Source organism: Porphyromonas sp. C0026D3 (genome assembly GCF_056590775.1).
The window spans coordinates 100,356-119,962 of record NZ_JBWPWU010000007.1 but is presented as its reverse complement, the minus strand read 5'-3'; the positions used below and the strand labels follow the sequence as shown (position 1 = coordinate 119,962).

General features: G+C 52.3%; 15 protein-coding genes and 1 other RNA gene. 5 read left to right on the top strand and 11 right to left on the bottom strand.

All coding sequences use genetic code 11. The annotated features are described in order from the left end of the window. Nucleotides 1-23 precede the first annotated feature (23 nt). Together miaA and AC1EK1_RS07010 are read right to left on the bottom strand one after the other, a co-directional pair. Complete coding sequence (gene miaA / locus AC1EK1_RS07015) at nt 24-905, bottom strand: tRNA (adenosine(37)-N6)-dimethylallyltransferase MiaA (protein WP_480306439.1); 882 nt, start codon at nt 903-905, stop codon at nt 24-26. 30 nt (nt 906-935) lie between these two features. After that, a complete protein-coding gene (locus AC1EK1_RS07010; protein WP_480306438.1) occupies nt 936-1,847 on the bottom strand; it encodes a glycosyltransferase family protein in 912 nt (303 codons plus the stop codon). Between the two features lie 259 nt (nt 1,848-2,106). Here AC1EK1_RS07010 and AC1EK1_RS07005 point away from each other — a divergent pair, with 259 nt between their 5' ends. From AC1EK1_RS07005 to AC1EK1_RS06995, 3 genes are all read left to right on the top strand, one after another. Beyond that, nucleotides 2,107-2,811: a NigD-like protein gene (locus AC1EK1_RS07005; protein WP_480306390.1), complete on the top strand. Its 705-nt coding sequence runs from the start codon at nt 2,107-2,109 to the stop codon at nt 2,809-2,811. A gap of 265 nt (nt 2,812-3,076) precedes the next feature. Further along, nucleotides 3,077-3,640 carry an RNA polymerase sigma factor gene (locus tag AC1EK1_RS07000; protein WP_480306389.1) on the top strand — a complete coding sequence of 188 codons (564 nt, stop codon included), beginning with the start codon at nt 3,077-3,079 and terminating at the stop codon, nt 3,638-3,640. A gap of 2 nt (nt 3,641-3,642) precedes the next feature. After that, nucleotides 3,643-4,941 carry an outer membrane beta-barrel protein gene (locus AC1EK1_RS06995; RefSeq protein ID WP_480306388.1) on the top strand — a complete coding sequence of 433 codons (1,299 nt, stop codon included), beginning with the start codon at nt 3,643-3,645 and terminating at the stop codon, nt 4,939-4,941. A 1,183-nt stretch (nt 4,942-6,124) separates the two neighbouring features. Here the strand turns inward: AC1EK1_RS06995 and dusB are convergent. The 6 genes from dusB to mutS form a co-directional block, all read right to left on the bottom strand. Further along, nucleotides 6,125-7,111 (bottom strand): tRNA dihydrouridine synthase DusB, encoded by a 987-nt coding sequence (dusB, locus tag AC1EK1_RS06990; RefSeq protein ID WP_480306387.1) that lies wholly within the window; start codon nt 7,109-7,111, stop codon nt 6,125-6,127. An 8-nt stretch (nt 7,112-7,119) separates the two neighbouring features. After that, entirely contained in the window at nt 7,120-7,572 is a 453-nt protein-coding gene (locus tag AC1EK1_RS06985; protein WP_480306385.1) for a GatB/YqeY domain-containing protein, read from the bottom strand. A 7-nt stretch (nt 7,573-7,579) separates the two neighbouring features. After that, nucleotides 7,580-8,917, bottom strand: a complete 1,338-nt coding sequence (gene ftsZ / locus AC1EK1_RS06980; RefSeq protein ID WP_480306383.1) for a cell division protein FtsZ — start codon at nt 8,915-8,917, stop codon at nt 7,580-7,582. A gap of 8 nt (nt 8,918-8,925) precedes the next feature. Next, entirely contained in the window at nt 8,926-10,362 is a 1,437-nt protein-coding gene (locus AC1EK1_RS06975; RefSeq protein WP_480306382.1) for a cell division FtsA domain-containing protein, read from the bottom strand. Nucleotides 10,363-10,584: 222 nt separating this feature from the next. Then, nucleotides 10,585-10,996, bottom strand: a transfer-messenger RNA (tmRNA) gene (gene ssrA / locus AC1EK1_RS06970). Between the two features lie 100 nt (nt 10,997-11,096). Then, nucleotides 11,097-13,730, bottom strand: a complete 2,634-nt coding sequence (gene mutS / locus AC1EK1_RS06965; RefSeq protein WP_480306381.1) for a DNA mismatch repair protein MutS — start codon at nt 13,728-13,730, stop codon at nt 11,097-11,099. Nucleotides 13,731-14,179: 449 nt separating this feature from the next. Between mutS and AC1EK1_RS06960 the strand changes: the two genes are divergently transcribed. Both AC1EK1_RS06960 and AC1EK1_RS06955 read left to right on the top strand, forming a co-directional pair. Beyond that, nucleotides 14,180-15,610 carry a leucine-rich repeat protein gene (locus AC1EK1_RS06960; protein ID WP_480306380.1) on the top strand — a complete coding sequence of 477 codons (1,431 nt, stop codon included), beginning with the start codon at nt 14,180-14,182 and terminating at the stop codon, nt 15,608-15,610. Nucleotides 15,611-15,631: 21 nt separating this feature from the next. Then, nucleotides 15,632-17,011, top strand: a complete 1,380-nt coding sequence (locus AC1EK1_RS06955; protein ID WP_480306379.1) for a hypothetical protein — start codon at nt 15,632-15,634, stop codon at nt 17,009-17,011. A gap of 97 nt (nt 17,012-17,108) precedes the next feature. Here the strand turns inward: AC1EK1_RS06955 and rd are convergent, their stop codons facing one another. The 3 genes from rd to deoC all read right to left on the bottom strand — a co-directional run bounded on the left by rd (nt 17,109) and on the right by deoC (nt 19,603). Further along, nucleotides 17,109-17,273, bottom strand: coding sequence for a rubredoxin (rd, locus tag AC1EK1_RS06950; RefSeq protein WP_480306378.1), 165 nt, complete (start codon nt 17,271-17,273; stop codon nt 17,109-17,111). A gap of 143 nt (nt 17,274-17,416) precedes the next feature. Further along, the gene (locus tag AC1EK1_RS06945; RefSeq protein WP_480306377.1) at nt 17,417-18,673 is read right to left on the bottom strand and encodes a 3-phosphoshikimate 1-carboxyvinyltransferase; all 1,257 of its coding nucleotides are present in this window, start codon (nt 18,671-18,673) and stop codon (nt 17,417-17,419) included. Between the two features lie 36 nt (nt 18,674-18,709). Next, nucleotides 18,710-19,603 carry a deoxyribose-phosphate aldolase gene (deoC, locus tag AC1EK1_RS06940; protein WP_480306376.1) on the bottom strand — a complete coding sequence of 298 codons (894 nt, stop codon included), beginning with the start codon at nt 19,601-19,603 and terminating at the stop codon, nt 18,710-18,712. Between the last annotated feature and the right edge of the window lie 4 nt (nt 19,604-19,607).

Here is a 19,607-nt window from a genome sequence, read left to right as displayed (position 1 = left end):
ACTCTGCCCCACCCTTTTTGACCCTACTTTTGCAACAACGAACAGATATACTCAGCAGTCGCTCCGGGGGTCTCCTGCGGACGCACGTAGGTGATTGGCACCCCGCGCCGCTCCATCCCCCTAAACCACGTCATCTGACGCTTCGCAAATTGGTGGATCGCCACTTCCAAGTCCGTCACCAGCTCGGCATAGGTACGCCTGCCCAGCACATACTCGGTCACATACTTGTACTCCAGACCATAGTAGATGAGCTGCTCCGGAGTCACCTGCTCCAGTAGTCGCTCCACCTCCTCTATCATACCCTCCCTCAGACGACTCTGCAGACGGGATGTGATACGGGCACGACGCACCTCACGCGGTACATCTATGCAAAAGACAGGCCCCTGCATTGGTGGTCTGTGGAGTACCTGGGGCACTTCGCCCGACTTCCGACAGTACGCATCCACCTCTATTGCACGGATCAAGCGACGGGGATTCTGAGGATCCTCCACTTCCAGTCCTTGGGCAAGCCGCTGTAGCTCCTCCAGAGAGTGGCCGGACAGGCGTTCCCGTAGCTCAGGATCCTCCGGAGCATTACTTAGGCTATAGCCGCGCACCAGAGACTCCACATACAAGCCCGTACCACCACACAGTATCGGTGGTACCCCCTTGGGGAGACGAGCTAGTGCCTCATCGACATCCGAGAGGTACCTATAGAGGTTGTATCGCTCACCCGGCTCACAAATGTCGATGAGGTAGTAGGGTATCGCCCTACCCTCTACAGTGTACTCACTCAGATCCTTGCCCGTACCGATATCCATTCCTCGGTACACCTGCCGAGAGTCCGCACTGAGGACACTACTCCCCAGCAGATACGCCAGATGAGCAGCCACGGCAGTCTTGCCGGTAGCCGTCGGACCTGTGATGGTGATGAGCTCTATGATCGGCGACAGTGCTTAGTGGTTGAGTAGATTATCCGGATAGAGGCCTTTGCGGTGCAGCTCCTCAAACTTTGCCACCACACCGGGACGGTCACTGGCATACGTCACCCCAAACCACCGAGACGGGGTATCCAGCACCTTGCATGTCGCACGACCGGCATGGATCAGGTCATTCACCACAGTGGGGATATAAAATTCACTCTTGGGCTCATGCATATGCTTATCCAAAAAGTCGACAAAAGCCCCCTTGCTGTGCTCAAAATAGTCCGGCGTAAAGCCCCACATATTCATCGACACAGGAGTCATCTCATCCAGTACTACCTGGCGATCCTCTTCGTCGATAAAGCAGATTTCACCCTCCTTGTTGCGCTGGATAGAGGTACGCTCCACCACTCCGGTCAAGTAGTCCTCCTCATTTTTTTCGCACACACCGCGCGCCACAGAGCCACCTTCACTCAGTGTATTGCCGACACGGTAGCCTACCATGGTATATTGGTTCGTCTTGTCCCATACCTCTCGGAGAAAGTCAGCAAGGATCTTGTAGCTCTCGCGACCATAAAAGTCATCCGCATTGATCACCGCAAAAGGCTCCCTCACCTTCTCCTCTGCCATCATCACAGCATGGTTGGTACCCCATGGCTTGGTTCGATCCGCCGGAGCACTGTACCCGGAGGGCAGCGTATTTAGGTCCTGAAAGACCACCTCCACCGGCAAGTGCTTCTCATACTTGCTGACAATCGTTTTCCGAAAATCGTCCTCAAAATCCTTACGGATCACAAAGACCACCTTCCCAAAACCCGCCTCCACAGCATCGTAGATCGAGTAGTCCATGATTGTTTCGCCATTTGGGCCCAAGCCATCTATCTGCTTCAGACCACCATACCTCGAGCCCATACCGGCCGCAAGTACTACTAGTGTTGGTTTCATCATACTATTGTTTGAGTTTTGATTATTGCTTGATCTTGTCTCCATGCCGAGCTTTCCCGACAGACAGCGTAAAGTTATCCAAAATATACCGTATTATGGACTTTTCACACACTTCTTTCCTAAAAAGCAACCACTCTCTCGCATACCAAGTGTGCCGATAGAAAAACAATTTTTGGACAACTGATGCAAGGAATCCATACCTCCTGCGTTTACATAGTAGAGACAGATCACTAATTTTTTTTTTATTCACTTCAACATTATGATGATCAAAACAAAACAAATCGCACTGGCTTCTCTCTGTGTCACATTGATGATGAGCTCCTGTCTATTCGACAAAAACAGACCCAAAAACGAGATGACCTCCATAGGTATCGTCACCGTCAAGACCGAACCCACCAAAAAGGTTGTCTACCTCCAACTGAATGAAAAAACCACCCTTTTGCCCACCAATATCAAGGCGCATCCTTTCAAAAACAAAGAAGTGAGAGCCGTCGTAAACTACAAAGAGGACAAAAAAGCTCCACACGATGGCTTTACCAAAGCTGTGTACGTCAATTGGATCAAAGACATCCTGACAAAAGAGATGGTCCAATCCACTGACAAAAACGATCTAAAGTACGGCAACGACCCCATTGGTCTCATAAAAAACGATTGCTTGGTCGAGGACGGATACCTGACTCTAAACTTTGCCGCTCGATACGGAGATGCCAAAAAACCGCACTCCATCAACCTACTCTACGGAGTGGACCCACAGGATCCCTACACCCTTGAGCTGAGGCACGACGTCAAAGAGGACAAAAATGGACGCATGGTGGCCAAAAACTTGGTGGCTTTCAGCCTAAAGCAGCTACCAAGCACCAAGGGAGAAAAAAAGGTACTCAAGATTCGATTCCGCACCGAAACCGGTAGCCAGACCATCGAGCTGGACTACATTAGTGGAAAGAAGGAAGAACCCAAACACTAAGGCCATCAACGATGCCTATACACTTCACAGCTATCCAATAGGGAGAGTGAGTACCACTCCCCGGCTTCTGCCGAAAAAGGAGGTAGCATCAAACTTATAGTATGCAGTCGTCTCTCCTTACCTCCGCTCACTGCACCCTATTGGAAGTAGCCTCTTTTTGGACTTTGTCCGAAAAGGGGCTACCTTTTCACCACAAAAAAAATCTCCCAAAAGGCTCCAAAGGGCTCCGGCCCTGCCAAAAACGCACCCCAAAAATACCACACGGATGAGTAGACGACAATGGGATCGGGACGATGAAGCACTCCTAAGCGGTATCCTCCAAGGCGACCAAGAGGCGATGAAGGCTCTCTACGAGACCTATCTCTCCTTTCTACGTGGCGTCTGCCATAGGTATGTACCGGACCCGGATGCCACCAAGGACATCCTCCAGGATAGCTTCATCAAGATCTTTCGGAGCATCAACACCTTTGAGTACCGAGGCGCAGGATCTCTGCGTGCCTGGATGAAGCAAGTGACCACCTACCAAGCTCTCAGCTATATCAGGAGTCGGAGACACTTTTTTTTGCTCGACGAAACCTACGACCTACCGGAGGAGACCACAGAAACAGAGCCGGATATTGCCTCAGTACCCACCGAGGCCATACAGGAGATGATACAGGAGCTACCCACCGGCTACCGTCTCGTCTTTTGCCTATACGCCATTGATGGACTCAGCCACAAACAAGTGGCCCACCAACTCGGAATAAAAGAGGGGACATCAGCCTCTCAGTATGCCAGAGCAAAAAAAATACTGGCCAAAAAAATACAAGACTATCTAGACAAAGTGTGACCATGAGCAATGCAAATAATTGGATAGATGAGCTAAAAACAAAGCTCGATCGGTACGAGGCGGCGCCACAGTCCACCGGTGAGGAGGAGGAGATGTGGGGCGCCATACTGGACGGCGTACAGCACACACCACACCCCAAAAAAATCCACCCACACCTTTGGCGGCTGGTGCCGGCGTCAGTGGCGGCGACGACACTCCTCTTTATTTGGCTACTCTACCGACCCACCGGATCGGTACCAACCTCCACCAACATCAGATTGGCTCAGATCACCAATACCAACACCCCTTCCCAAAACAACGTAAAAAAACAACATAAGCCCACTCCATCACCTCTCTCCGACCCCTATCAAAACAACACACACAACCTCCCAAAAACGCACCATACACCTACCCACACAGCTCGGCCCAAACCACTACCCACCCCACTACCGGCTACACTACCCACAGTCAAACCACTCACCACACAGCCACTCCACCCTCTCCTCATAGCCAAAGCCCTAACCACTGACAGCCAAGCAAGCCAAGCTCAGGAACAAAAAAAGTACCCCACACTCCCCCATACTCCACACACACACCACCGCATGAGTGCCTCCCTGCTGATCTCCAATATACCTGGAGGTGCCAGCAACATCAAGGGCTATGGTGGAATGTATGCCACAGCATCCAACGTCATAGACTACAACAACAATCCAAGTGAGGCAACAGACAAACCAACACAAGACGACGAAAAAAACGCTCAAGAGCTCATCTCACTCTACAACCAAGCACAAGGCACAGCCATCAGTGTGCACCGACACCCACCCATTCGTGCCGGCCTACTAGCCTCCTATCCACTCACCCACTCTCTCTACCTCGAGAGCGGAATACTATACACCAAAGAGAGCACCGACCTAAAACAAGGATCCAAAGACTACTACACCCAAACTACCTACCACGACCATCTACTCGGCATACCCCTCACACTCAGGTACGACTTTGTCAAGACCAATAGGTGGTCCCTACATCTGGCAGTCTCCGTACTGGGCGAAGCAATGCTCCACACCTCCCGACAAACCTACTACAGCATGCCGGACAACAAAATAGTGGCCCAGGGTACCCCGTCTCGTGATCCAAACGAAAAGACCTTGCGCTGGAGCGTACGAGGTGGAGTGGGGCTGAGGTACGCACTGACCAAAAAAGTAGGCCTTTTCGTACAGCCGGGTATCACCAAACAACTCACCACCCTCGGACGAACCTACGAGAAACTTGACCCACAAAACCTATCCATCGACGGTGTGGCCGGACTCTCACTTGACTTCTAGCCTCACCACACGACAAACTATATAGCCACGCAACCGAGGACGGTATTCGGTCACGTGGCCGAATACCGTCGTACAACAGTCACCTTAAAAAAAAGAGAACCCACAGCAAGCATGCTATGAGCTCTCAAAGTCTCTACTTATAAAAGCAATGAAAAAGTAGATGGCTATAACAAAATAAACATCATGTCACCTAGGTAAAACCTAGGATTCTATGCAGACCAATGATCTGCAATAGGTCGTCTATTGCACCACTGCACACCATCCCAAAAATCGGACACGCACGCAGATCGACAATAGTATGTTGTCTGTATAAAAAATCTGTATTTCCTAACAAGCGGTGCAAATGTAACAAATTATTTCGTACCCACCCAAGACACTCTTCCAATCAGGACTACATTTGGAAACAAATGTTGCCCCCCCTTTATGAGGGAGAAAAACGAACCAACCACTTTTTTCTATCCGTCCAAACGATTGCTTCTATCCGTGAAAAGTTTTGCTTCTATCCGTGAAAGCAATCGCTTCTATCCGTTAAACTCAAAGTCACTTGTAATCATCTGATTATCAATACCCAAAAAAAAGCTGTTTTTGGCCCCCCGGCTGGGACAACCATATAGACCTATGATTGGTTATTTGAGTAGAGGGTGGGGCGATGGTAATTGGGGCGCAGCTCTCGCAAGGGTAACAAAGCAGATCGTCAAAACCGGGGCATCCTTTTTTTTGCCTCCTCACCCGTTTTGCCCAACACCTTTCTTCTTATTTTTTTGTGTGCTAAGAACTGTTTGTGTGGACTTGTATGGTGGGGCTAAAAGATAGGATGGATATAATACGTGTGGAAACTGTGGATAAGTGCCGACTTCCCCGTCCGGTACGAATGAATCAATGTTGATGAATCTGTGGAAAGAGTGGTGGAGAAGTTGTGCATAACTTTTTTGCTGTTTTCTTGGAGCTGTTGATTCTTTTACGTCATAAGAAAATCTGAAAATAAACCAAGAAAAGTAGCCCAAATCTTTCCACACGTTTTCCACACTTTACTAACACTCTACCAACATGCCCGGGTGGTATGAAAAAGTGAGACCTTCGGAAAAAGGGTAGGGGGGAGTGATTTTTGAAAAAAGAAAACAGAGAGAGGAGTATTTTTGGGTACTTCCTCTCTCTGTTTTGTCTTCTAGGTAAGTGTTGTGGATCAGAACTTGCAGTCGGTGCTGGGTGGCACCTGGTCCAGCAATCCAAACAGCTCTTCTCTGGTCTCGGCACGAAGGATGGCAATCCTTTGTTGCCTGAAGTCGGGGATACCTTTCAGAACCGGTGAGGCTGCCAAGTGACGCCTGATGGGCCAGATACCACGATCGCCACCGCATCGGGCTATGCTGTCATCTACTAGTCGCTTGAGTACGTCAATGTACCATTTGTGATCATGCGTAGGGGGAGTGGAACCGCTCAGAGTGGCGGTCATCTCCTCAAATACCCATGGTCTGCCGATGGCTCCTCTGCCGACCATGATGGCGTCGGCATGGGTCTCTTGGTAGCAGCGCAGTGCACTCTCGCCATCGGTGACGTCGCCATTGGCTATGATGGGTATGTGGATGCGTGGATTGCTCTTGACACGTGCGATAGGTGCCCAGTCGGCCACCCCTTTGTACATTTGGCTACGGGTACGTCCATGTATGGTGAGTGCCTGCGCACCGGCATCTTGGAGTTGTTCGGCAAGGTCCTCTATGATGATGTTGTCGCTATCCCAACCTAGTCGCGTCTTGACCGTGACAGGTAGCTGCACTGCCTCCACCACTGCGCGGGTGATATCGAGCATGCGTGGAATATCGCGTAGGAGACCTGCCCCGGCTCCTTTTGTGGCCACTCGCTTGACAGGACAGCCAAAGTTGATGTCGATGAGATCCGGACCCGCTTCTTGGCTGATACGCGCTGCCTCGGCCATGACGTCCGGATCCTTGCCATAGATCTGTATGGCCACAGGACGCTCTTCGTCGGAGACCACCATTTTGGTGAGGGAGGAGCGGATACTGCGGACTATGGCATCGGCACTGACAAACTCGGTGTAGACCAGTGCCGAACCAAACTCTCGGCAAAGCAACCTGAAGGACTTATCCGTGACGTCCTCCATCGGTGCAAGTAGGACTGGATGAGGACCGAGATCGATAGAGCCTATTTTCAAGGTTTGTCTTAGCTTTGGAGGATGGATCGTACAGCTGCAGAGATGGCTTTTCCGTCTGCCTTGCCGGCCAGCTCTTTTGTGGCTACCCCCATCACCTGTCCCATTCCTTTGAGGTCGGTGACCCCGAGTTGGTGGATAATCTCTTGGATGCGATTGTGTAGCTCCTCTTCGCTCATCGGCTCGGGCAAAAACTCGAGATATACCGCTGCCTCAGCCTCATCTTCTTCGGCTAGGTCGGGACGGTTGTTTTCGCGATAGATAGCGGCACTGTCTTGGCGTTGCTTTAGGAGCTTGCTGATGATTTTCATCCCCTCTTCGTCGGTGAGATCACCTTGGTGTCCCGGTGCGGTTTTTGCTTCCAAAAACTCCTTTTTGATGCCACGTAATGCCTCCAGTCTGGCGTGATTTCGTGCCAGCATGGCGGTTTTTATCTCTTGATTTATTTGGTCAAATAGTGCCATGAGTTGGTTATTTTTTGTCGTTGTCAAAGTTGAGCCCAAATCGGATCAACGTCGAGTCCACTGTCTGAGGACCGTCGTCGCTTATTTTGTTTTCGGGGGCTGCCTGTTTTGGTTGGAAGTCGTTGTGCAACGCCTTGTGAGCCGATGGGTTGATGACTTTTCGGTACCGTGTCAGATCCTCATCTCGGCGAGTGAGCGTGGGCTTGTCGCTCACTAGGGCGATGAAGGTGTCGTCGTCCAACTCCTCTTCGGTAAAAATGATGGATCCGTACTTGGAGTAGGTGCTGTTGCTTTTCATGCTGTCCGGGTACCAGGTGCGGATCTTCTCCTCTCTCTCTGCGACAGTGTAGTCGTCGAGGTGTAGCTCCTCTTGTCCAAATCCACTGGCCAGTATAGTGATGCCCAGCTCGTCCTCCATGTACTCGTCTTCGCGCTCGCTGTAGCCCCATATGAAGTTGAAGTCGGCTTTGATCGAGTCTGTCGTACGGCGTAGATCGTTGACCACCTCAGCCTTGGGCTCAAATCCACTCTTGTAGGTGAGGAGGAAGAGGACACGAGTGGCCTTGTCGAAGTTTGTGGTATTGACGAGAGGTGAGTTGAGTGCGCGATCGATGGCAACTCGTATGCCCTCGGCTTTGGATGAAAAGCCTCGGGTAATGATGCTGACACCCCCATCCTTGAGGGTTGTGCGGACATCGGCAAAGTCTACATTCATCACAGCCGGTAGGGTGATGAGCTCGGAGATGGATCTTGCACTTGTGGTGAGGGTCTCATCGGCACGCTTGAAGGCCTCGGATACGGTGAGGTCGGGGTAGACTTTGTAGAGTAGTTCGTTTTGGACAACCAGTATGGCATCCACGTTTTTCTGCAACTCCTCCACACCGCGTATGGCTTGGTAGATCTTTCTTTCGCCCTCAAACAAAAACGGTATGGTGACTATTCCCACCGTGAGGATGCCCATATCCTTGGCTACACGAGCGATGACGGGTGCGGCTCCTGTGCCGGTGCCACCACCCATTCCGGCAGTGATGAAGACCATTCGGGTGCCATCGTTGAGTGCTTTTTGGATCTGCTCCTTGCTCTCTTCTGCGGCTGCTTTGGCTATTTCCGGGTCATTGCCGGCTCCGAGTCCGCCGGTGAGTTTTTCTCCGATGACGATGGTGTCGGGTATGCTACACTTTTGGAGGTGTTGTCGGTCGGTATTGCAGAGTAGGTAGGATACGTTTTTGACATCCTGCGAGTACATGTAGTTGACGGCATTGCCACCGCCACCACCTACGCCTATTACCTTGATGATCGTTGGGTCCGTGTAGGTGCGGGATTCTATATCTAGTAGTTCTTCCATGGCTACATTTACATATTATCTTCATCATCTTCGGGTGGCATGAGGGGGTTTAGGAACCCCTCGATCCATCCTTTGAATCCGAGTCCACTCTTTTTTTCGGTTTTCTTATTGCGTCTCTTTACAGTGTTTGGCTTGGTATCTTGTTGCTCTTTCTTGATACGTTCGCCAAGCAGGTCATCGGGTATGAGTGGTTTTTGCTCCGGTAATTCATCATCCTCCGGAAAGTCCGTCACAGGAGGGTTGAGTGGTGGGTTGTCTTGTCTTTTTTCTTCCGGTTGCGGTACCACTACCGGCTCTGTACACGGGGTGTCTGCCTCCAGACACATACTGTAGACGAGGTTCCACTCCGGGTTGGCGATGTAGTAGGTGTTGCCTAGGTCGTTGGTCTTGGTGGAGAGTTCCACTTTGGTCTGTAGGACATTGGTGATGAGCTGTGGTAATTCTTTCAGCTTGGATCCCCCACCGGTGAGGACGACCCCACCCGGCAGGCTGTTTTCTCCGAGTACTTCGTGTACAAATGCCGCAATATTGTCTACGATCTCTCTAGTACGTGCTTCGACGTATTGGTTGATCTCGTAGAGTGGAATCTGCCTGCTGGATCGCTCGTCGGCGTTTTTGACCAAGATCTGCTCATCTTTTGCCTTTGAGGCATCTGCGGATCCATCGTTTTTCTTGACGCGCTCTGCCTCCGACACTCCTATGTGCAGTGCAGTGAGGTCGAGTGTGATGTTTTGTGAGCCGAGCGGAAAGGTCCGCAGCCCGGCGAGTACGCCGTTATTGTAGAGTGCCACCGTGGTGCACCCACACCCAAAGTCTATGATGGCACTACCCAGCTTTTTTTGCTCCTTGGTCAGGAAAGTATTGCCCAGAATGATGGGTGACACATTGATATTGGCTATTTCCAGTCCCAGCTTATCCACGATTACGTCACGGATACTGTCGGGGATTTGTCGCTTGGTCAGGATTCTCTGACTTCGGACGCGTAGGCTCTTGGCCTTGATGCCGACAGGGTTGGCGGTGAGGTTGCCATTGACATGGTATAGTGGGTCTACGGAGTCGAGGGTGGTGTAGGGTGAGTCTTGGTCCTCCAGGAGTCTTTGGCTGAGGTCTGTGAGGTCCTCTGCGGTGATCTCGCGTTCGTCCGGAAAGGGCAGGTCGTGCTCTTCTATCTTGCTACGTAGCCCTTGTCCGCCGATCCCGGTATAGACTTTGGTGATACGTTCTGTGCCATGGGTGGTCTCCTCCAGTTCTTGGAGCAGGAGGCTGAGTTTTTCGGCTGTTATTCGCTGATTGAAGACGACACCACGTACGATACACCCTTCGGCAGGTATTTCGGTTCGTTCGAGGATGTCCAGTGTGCCGTCGGGGAGTTTTTCGGCAAGGGCCGCCTTGATCTTGTCCGTGCCAAGGTCCACTACGACTACGGAGTACTTATCAGTTTGCATTGGGCGGAAAGTTGTTTGGATACTGGTAGTGATCTGTTTTGTTTTACCTATCTCCAAAGGTACTCATTTTCTACAAATAAGCGGTAAATGTCTGTGGCAATGGCCATCCTCTCCTCTACAAAAATAGGTGTGCCGATACTGCCACTCGTGTATTATCTGCCGGAGTGTCCTAAAAAAGAGAGACCGCTCGGGGCCGATGTGAAGGCCCCGAGCGGTCTTTGTTGGTGGAGATGGAGGGATTCGAACCCTCGTCCAAACACGGAACTAGCCCGCTTTCTACACGTTTAGCTTTGCTTTCGGTTTTCGTCCCGCAGATTAGGCCAAAGCCACCACTCTGCAGGCTTAGTCTCTTGAGTGTCGTGCCGGACGAAAGACGCCTCCGGCACCCTTCCCGATATAGATAGCACCACCGGATCAGACCACCTCGGGCTCACGGTATCTGGGTGATGTCTCGCCGGGAGCAAAGGGCTCAACCGCAAGAACGTTTGTTCTAGTCGTGATCAGAGATCACGCTGCGAGAGCGTAGTTGTTTTCGCCATTTGAAAGTGTTTGTTATCTAGGATTATAGTGCCAGCTAACCATGCACTACGTGCTTACGAACTACCTCTACATGCTGTCAAAACCGGTCATCCCCATAGTCTGTGGACCTGCTTTGGTCCGTTGCGGAGGTGTACCGCCGATCTCTATCGTTGGTGCAAAGGTAGCCAAAATAGTTGTGACTTTTGTCTTGTCGGCTATTTTTGGGTGAGTAGCTTCTGGATTTGGTCGAGTTTGTTGAGGGCTTGGATGGGGGTTAGGCTGTTGATGTCTATCCCTACGATCTCGTCTCGCACGGCGGCGAGGGTGGGGTCGTCCAGCTGAAAGAAGCTGAGCTGTACCGGTGCGGCACCCATTCCGGTGGGCTTGAGGACTGTGGTGGTGTTTTCGGCTCCCAGTCCGGCTCTCATGGTGGCGGCACTTTCCTCGAGTTGCTCTAGTAGTTGGGTCGCACGTGCCACTATTGCTTGGGGCATGCCGGCCATCTTGGCGACATGGATCCCAAAGCTGTGTTCGCTGCCCCCCGGTACCAGTTTTCGGAGAAAGACGACCTTGCCATCGGCTTCGTTGACAGCTACATTGTAGTTCTTGACCCTTGGGTAGACTCCTTCCAGCTCGTTTAGCTCGTGGTAGTGTGTTGCAAAAAGGGTCTTGGCGTGACCATGTGGGTGGTCGTGTAGGTACTCCACTATGGCTCGTGCTATCGATATGCCGTCGTAGGTGCTTGTGCCACGCCCCAGTTCGTCTATGAGTACGAGGCTTCGCCCGGTGAGGTTGTTGAGTATGGCGGCGGACTCGGTCATCTCGACCATGAAGGTGCTTTCGCCTCTGGAGATATTGTCGGAGGCTCCCACTCGGGTAAATATTCGGTCGATGATGCCCACTCTGGCGGAGTCTGCCGGGACGAAGGATCCTACTTGGGCCATGAGGGCTATGAGTGCTGTCTGGCGTAGGAGTGCGGACTTTCCGGACATGTTGGGTCCGGTGATGATGATGATCTGGCGGGTGTCGGTGTCGAGGTATAGGTCGTTGGCGACGTAGACTTCGCCCGGTGGCATGGTTTGCTCGATCACGGGGTGTCGTCCTCCCACGATCTCGAGTACTCGGCTGTTGTCTATGGTTGGGGCGACGTAGTGGTTGTTTTGCGCCACTTCGGCAAAGGAGCGCAGGACATCTATCTCGGACAGGGTGGTGGCGTTTTTTTGGAGGACCCGTATGTAGGTCAGGACCTCCTCCATGAGCTGTGTGTAGAGTTCTTGCTCTAGGATACCGATCCGCTCCTCTGCTCCCAGGATCTTTTGCTCGTACTCTTTGAGTTCGGCCGTGATGTATCGTTCGGCGCTGACGAGGGTCTGCTTTCGGATCCAGTCTTCGGGGACTTTGTCCTTGTAGGTGTTTCGGACCTCAATGTAGTAGCCAAATACGTTGTTGAAAGCGACCTTGAGGCTTGGGATGCCGGTGCGCTCGCTTTCGCGTTGTCGCAGGTGTACCAGGTACTCTTTGCCTCCTCCGGCTATGGATCGCAGTTCATCGAGTCGCTCATCGACACCTTGTCGGATGATGCCGGATTTGCCGGATTGTATGGGTGCGTCGGGGTTGATGGTGTGCTCGATACGCTCAGCCAGCTCGTCTATGGGGTCGATGCCTAGAGCGAGCTCTCGTATCTCTTGCCCCTCTGCTTGGAGTAGGGCATCCATGATCGGGCGTGCCAAGCGGAGACTGTGGGCTACCTGTAGGAGCTCACGGGGGTTGATCCTATTGACCGCCACTTTGCTGCTGAGTCGCTCGAGGTCACCTATGCCATCGAGTAGGGTGCCTACCTTTTGGTGTAGGTTGCGATCGTTTAGGAACGAGGAGACGACACTCTGCCTCCTCCGGATCTCCTGCACCTCCAGCAGTGGAAAGACGAGCCAGCGCTTGAGCAGTCGTCCGCCCATGGGGGTGTGAGTGTGGTCGAGTACTTGGACCAGTGGGATACCCTCTTCGCTCATGGGGCGTAGGATCTCCAGATTGTGGAGGGTAAAGCGATCCAGCTGTACGAATCTACTCTCCTCTACCTTTCGGATCGTGGTGATGTGCGAGAGTCGTGCGTGCTTGGTCAGCTCGAGATAGTAGAGTATGGCGCCACAGGCGATGATCGAGAGCTTGTCTTCCTCGATGCCCATCCCTTTTAGGTGCTTGACGCCAAAGTGCTTGAGGAGTCGCTCTCGCCCATAGTCTTCGCTGAAGACCCAGTCGTCCAGTGGGTAGAGGTTTAGCTTGTTTCCCAGCCGGTCGGCGACGTAGGTCTCTGTGCCTCGCTTGACCAGTGTCTCGCTGGGGTCAAAGTTGGCCATCATTTTTTCCACCTCGGGGAGCCTACCCTGTGTTGCCAAAAACTCCCCCGTGGATAGGTCGAGAAAGGCTGCTCCGGCTATCCCTCCTTGGAGGACCACGGCGGAGAGGAAGTTGTTGGTATTGGCATCTAGGACAGTGTCGTGCATGGTGAGCCCCGGGGTCACGAGCTCGGTGACATCACGCTTGACGAGCTTGGTGGTGAGCTTGGGGTCCTCTATCTGGTCGCAGATGGCGACACGCTTGCCCTGAGAGACAAGCTTGGGGAGGTAGGTGTCCAGAGCATGGTACGGAAATCCGGCCAACGGGACTTCGTTGGCACTGCCATTGCCTCGCTTGGTGAGGGTGATGCCGGTGAGTGCGGAGACCTCCACGGCGTCTTCCGAAAAGGTCTCGTAAAAGTCCCCCACCCGAAAGAGGAGGATGGCGTCGGGGTACTTCTTTTTGAACCTATTGTACTGAGACATCATGGGTGTCTCTGCCACTTTTGCACTCATATATATCTAGGGAAGTAGCTAGCTGTTTTTGAGGTGTGTGTCCTAACAAAATTACGCATAAAAAAGAAAACCCCTCCTTCCAACCTTTTTTTGCTTCTATCCGTCTGAGTGATTGCTTCTATCCGTCTAAGCGATCGCTTCTATCCGTGAAACCGATTGCTTCTATCCGTGAAACTCAAGGATCCGTGTAAGTGGTTGATTGTCAATACTTCCAAAAGTGGCGTTTTTGATGGGGAAAAAGTCGTTTTGGCCGATTTGTTTTGCGACCTCTTGGTGCGGTCGCAAAACGCTCGTGCTCTTTTTCTCCTCGGTCTCCCATTTATACCCACTACTATTAGGTATAATTTGCCCCCAAAAAACCCTACTGTAAGGTATGTAGAAAAAATAGGCACCTATGTAAATTTGCGGGTATTTTACTCCAACTATAACTAATAAAACTAAGTAACACTATGATTGGAACAAAACAAATCATTCGAGGTGGAATGATGCTCCTAGCGTCAACGATCCTCATGGTCACCACGGGCTGTGACGACAATGGATCCACACCCACTCCTCCGGCACCGAAAGGGCCTTTCACCGTATCCATCCACTCGACCCCAACTCCCAAGACCAAGTGCACCTACTTCTCTTTTGAGACCAATAAGGTGGTAGAGCTGGCGGATGCCGATGCTCAGGAGAGCAATCAGTGGGACATTGCCATCGTCGGCCTATCGTGCCGGACCAACGGCGGTGCGAGTGGCAAGGGTATGGGTGCCGCATACCGGACCAATACAACCGACTTTGACAACCTCAAGAGTGCCGAGGAGTTTATCAAAAACACCAACCTCTGGTACACCGACAAGTTGGCAGAGATCTACTACACTTTTGGCATCATGCCACCTCCTACCACCACTATGGGTATCAACCCACTCATGACCCTGGGTTCCTGGGTCAAGATGGATGGGCGTGTGATGCCCCCCAGTCTAGTCGTGGATGATCATGTCTACATCGTCCGCACAGCTGCCGGCAAGTATGTCAAGCTCCAGATCCTCGATGCCAAGGAGGGAGATAAGTTTGGCCACTTTAGCCTGAAGTACGACTTCATCTCCGACAAGGGGTCCAACGACAAGCTAGCCCCAAGAGAGGGTGAGAAGGTAGTCACCGGCAAGGAGGCTCTCTCCGTACTGCTCCCCAAGGAGGAGGCCAAGAGTGTCCGCTACCTCACCATCAAGGATAAGGAGATCAGCCAGGCGGACCTGGACTACATCAAGTCCGATATGCCTGCACTGGAGGAGCTGGATCTCACCACTTCGACCCTGGCTATAGATCCATTCGACAACGCCTTCAAGGACAACAAAGTGATCAAGAAGCTCATCCTGCCGGCCAACCTAGCCACTATCGGCAAGGGGCAACTCTCCTACACCGGCCTGGAGGAGGTCGTATTTCCGGGCGAAAAGCTAGAGAATATCGGTGAGGGTGCGTTCACATTTTCCAGCAAGATCAAGAGCCTAAAGCTCCCCTCCTCAGTGATTGTGATCGAGAAGCAGGCTTTTTACAACATGGCTTCGCTCGAGGAGATCAACATCCCCAAGAATGTCGTGACCCTGCCGTACTGTACTTTCATGTACGACAAAAAGCTGAAGCGAGTCCTCTTTGAAGGGCCGGTGAAGAGCTTTGGTAGCTGGGTTTTTGACAGCTGCAAATCACTCACCGATATCACTTTCACGAGCCCGGTACCACCCGTGATGGAGAAGAGCTGGCCTTTTGTGGACTACAAGGATTGGAGCAACGAAGACGGCTCTCCACGCCTCATCTTCAGCGTGCCAAAGGGTAGCGTGGACGCTTACCTCAAGGCCTTTACGCTGAGCGAAGAGGACAGAAAGTTCTTCAAAGAGTTTTAGTCATTTACCTCACTGTTTCTGATGAACTTGCTAGCCAAGACTAGACTACTACTGACCGCACTCCTCATCCTGCCGGCAACCATGGGTTGTACCGGTGAGGGTGGAGGGCGCGATCCTCAGCTGATCCCTGAGGATCGATTTGCTACCGATGCGGTAGTGACCGACTACTTCACCAAGCAGCTGGACCACATGACGATCGAGACGCCACCTGAGCAGATGAGCCGTGAGGCCATCTCCGCACAGGCCTCAGAGATCGAGCGTACCAAGCAACAGATCTGGACCCTATGGAAGGATGCCAACCAAGCCCGTCTCGCCACCTGTGGTATATCTGAGGCCACACCCATCGACAAACCGGTGTGGACCCTCCCCAATGGTGACAAGATGAAGTTTGCCCCCTTTGCCAAAGGGACCAAGCCGGCCGGTGGATATCCTATGATCATACACCTGCACGGAGGAGGCAAGTACCCTGACACCCCGATCCCCTGGGGTAGTGAGGTGAATGAGGATGAGTGGTTTCAGTCGCTCAGGCTCTCCGCAGACTACAAGGATGCCCCCTGCCTCTGCTTTGTACCACGCATGCCGGACGACCGCAAGGGTAGGTGGTACCACATGCCCCTCACCTTTGTCTACAGAAGAGCTTACCAGCTGGGGGTCCTCTCGGGACTGGTAGACCCGGACCGCTTTTACATCACCGGTATATCCGAGGGTGGCTACGGCACGGTACGTGTGGGACCTTTCATGCCCGACTACTTCGCCGCCGTCGGTTGCTTGGCGGCTGCCACCAAGCCCACGGATGCCCTCCGAGGACTCCGCAATACCCCCTTCAGGATGGAGGTGGGTGAGGATGACACCATGTACGGACGCAATGTCTACGTCCGCCTGTGGCAGGACAGACTGAATGAGCTGGCGAGCCAAAACAGCGGTAACTACCCTCACGAGGTGATCATTCAGAAAGGGCGAGATCACTACATCAACTACTACGGAATGACCCCCTGGCTCCTCACCCACAAGCGAAACGCACGTCCGAACCATGTGACTTACGTCTACCACAGTATCGTACCCGATGAGCCGGATGCAATGGAGGCCTTTTCTGCTGGAGTCTACTGCCTGGACCTGAGAGCACTACGCCCCGACAGCAAGGATGCAAGACTGAGTATAGATCTGATCAAGAAGGACAACACCTATACCCTGACAACCGAGCCACTCTCCGGAAATGTAACGGGAAAAATAGGACTCTACATAGATGATGTAGACTACACCAAGCCTATTACGGTCCTCTACAACGGAAAGACGGTGTTCAGAGGCAAACTCTTCCCCAATAGGGGTGCCATGGTGGATGCTGTCGCACTCTTTGGTGACCCCAAGCGGATCTTTTCCTCCAAGCTGGCTATCGACCTCTGATCGACCGGCACCTCCGAGCCAGAGCTAAATAACCAAGAGAGGGTGTATCGAAGCAGTAGTTTCGATGCACCCTCTCACTATTTGCAAAGACCGGTAATCAGTCCTCTATAGGCTCAAAATCCTCCTTGGATGCTCCGCAGATAGGGCACACCCAATCATCAGGAATGTCCTCGAATGGTGTCCCTGGCTCGATACCGCCGTCCGGATCACCCACCTCGGGATCATAGATCCAGCCACAAGGCTGGCACTCATACTTCTTCATGATTTTTTGTTTGTTATGAGGTTAGTATTTCTGGTTATCAACACAAAGATACCCAATTTGGAACGGTTGCCAAAAGCCCCCCCTTCCAGCTTGATTTTTGATCTGTGGTTGAAGGTGACAATTTTGGTGAAGGTGTTGTTGCTTTAGGGGAGGAGCTTGTGTAGTTCTTCCCAAAATTGTGGATAGCTCTTTTGGACCACATTCGGAGCCTTTATGTCGTATTGGCCCCCGAGTGCACCGCTCTTGGCAAGTATGCCAAATGCCATCGCCACACGGTGATCGCTCATGGGGTCGATGACTGCTGAGGGGGTGGGGTGCAGTGTGCCATCCCAGGTGAGAGTGGAGGTGGTTGTGGCAAATCCCGATGCGCCTAGTCGCCCGGCGTTGGCAATGAAACTCTCGATCCGGTCGGACTCCTTGTGTCTCAAAAGATCTAGTCCACTTAGTGCAAAGGTACGTCTCTGTCCTAGACAAGTGCAGGCGATGGCCGAAAATAGGTCGGGAGATTGGCTCAGATCAATCTCTACATGGCTGTGAAGGGCCTCTGTGTGGCTGGAGTGTAGTCTGGTGGCAGAGGGGCCGGCCGTGGTCGTGATGGCAAAGTTTTTTTCATACAGATCAACCACACGCTCGTCCGGATGATTGGAGCCGAGACGAAGGCTTTTTGCCTCAATGCTTGGAATAGCGGGACAAAGAGCCAGTAGTTCGTACCAGTATCCGGCCGATGACCAATCTCGTGGAAGGTCGTCCATGTTGCCCATTACCGGACTTTTTACAGACGTGCGACCCACAATGTCGATACGATCCCCCGCTATCGCCACCTGGTAGCCAAATTGATCCAAACAGCTGATAGTCAGGAGTATATACGCATATGACGGTCCGCTGTCGGGGTATAAAATATGCGACCGAACACCTGAGAGAAGAAGTGCTGAGACGTACTGACTGCTACGCCAGTGGTGTGCGTCTATCGTCTCGGGGAAGTGTAGCGGCCGGTCACTTCGAAGTGTAAATGGGAGGTGCCCCTGAGCTCCGAGTGGTGTGATTTTGGCTCCGGCGACTGTGAGTAGATCCAGTAGCTCGGATATTGGACGTTGGCAGAGCCTCTCGCTCCCCGTGAAGGTGTGCTCTCCTCCGCGGATGGCGTGGTAGGCGGTAAGGAGCCTCAGGGCTGTGCCACTATCCCTACAATCAATGCCCCCACCCTCTAGCCCAAGCCTTAGTACTCTAAGGTCGTCGGGTAGGGTGGGGGCTTGATCTAGGAGCTCTGCCAGCGTTGCTTTTCCATCTACAGCCTCTAAAATGAGCCACCGTGCGAGGGTGCTTTTGCACACAGGTAGATTGACCGTCGTGGTGTCATCGGAGTGACGTCCGGAGTGCGATGGGTGGGCAAAGTGTTCCATGTGGAACAATTTTGGAGCTATCCTTGAAGTCTATGGTTACTGTAGGTACTTGAGGACGTCACTCTCCAGTGAGGTGGCCCCAAAGCGGAATAGGCGATTGTCGAGCCACTCGTCACCGAGTACTTCCTTGACAATGCAGAGGTACTTGATTGCATCCTCTGTGGTGCGTACTCCACCGGATATTTTTAGGCCGCGCTTCTGTCCTTCTTGGTCGTAGTATTGCTTGAGGACATTGGCCATCACGTACGCTGCCTCCAGATTTGCACCGGGGTATTCTTTGCCGGTGGAAGTCTTGATGAAGTCGGCATCGCTATATAGTGCGAGGATGGATGCTCGTTGGATGTTTTCGGTGGTCTTTAGGGCGCCAGTCTCTAGGATAACCTTGTAGATTGCTCCATGGCAGGCATCGTGTTGTTCTAGTAGTTGCTCAACAACCTCGTTGTAGTTGCCACTCAAGAATTCTCCAATGGGCAACACCACATCGATCTCATCGGCTCCATCGTGTACGGCTAGCTGGATCTCCGCCACCTTTATCTCCATGAAGGTCTGTGCGCTCGGGAATCCTCCCGCTACAGAGGTGATGTGTACCTCCTCCACGGTGAGGTGTTCTTTTACGGTGTGGACGTGGTTGGGGTAGACGCAGATACTGGCTACCGGAGGTATAGAGGGGTCATTTTCGTCGAGTTCGTTGACCGTATTGACGAGGCGGAAGATGTGGTCTTCGTGGTCGGTACTGCTGAGTGATGTGAGGTCTATGCAGCTGTGGATGAGCTTGACTGTGTCACGGTTGTTGAGTTCGTTGTAGTGTTTTTCAATGGCTTCTTTGACGCGCTGTTGCACGGTTGCTTGATCCGGAGCGGTAGCAAATTTCTCAAAAGCTTCTTCGAATCTACTCTTTACTGCTGTCTGGGGTTGTTTTTTTGTCTCCATATCT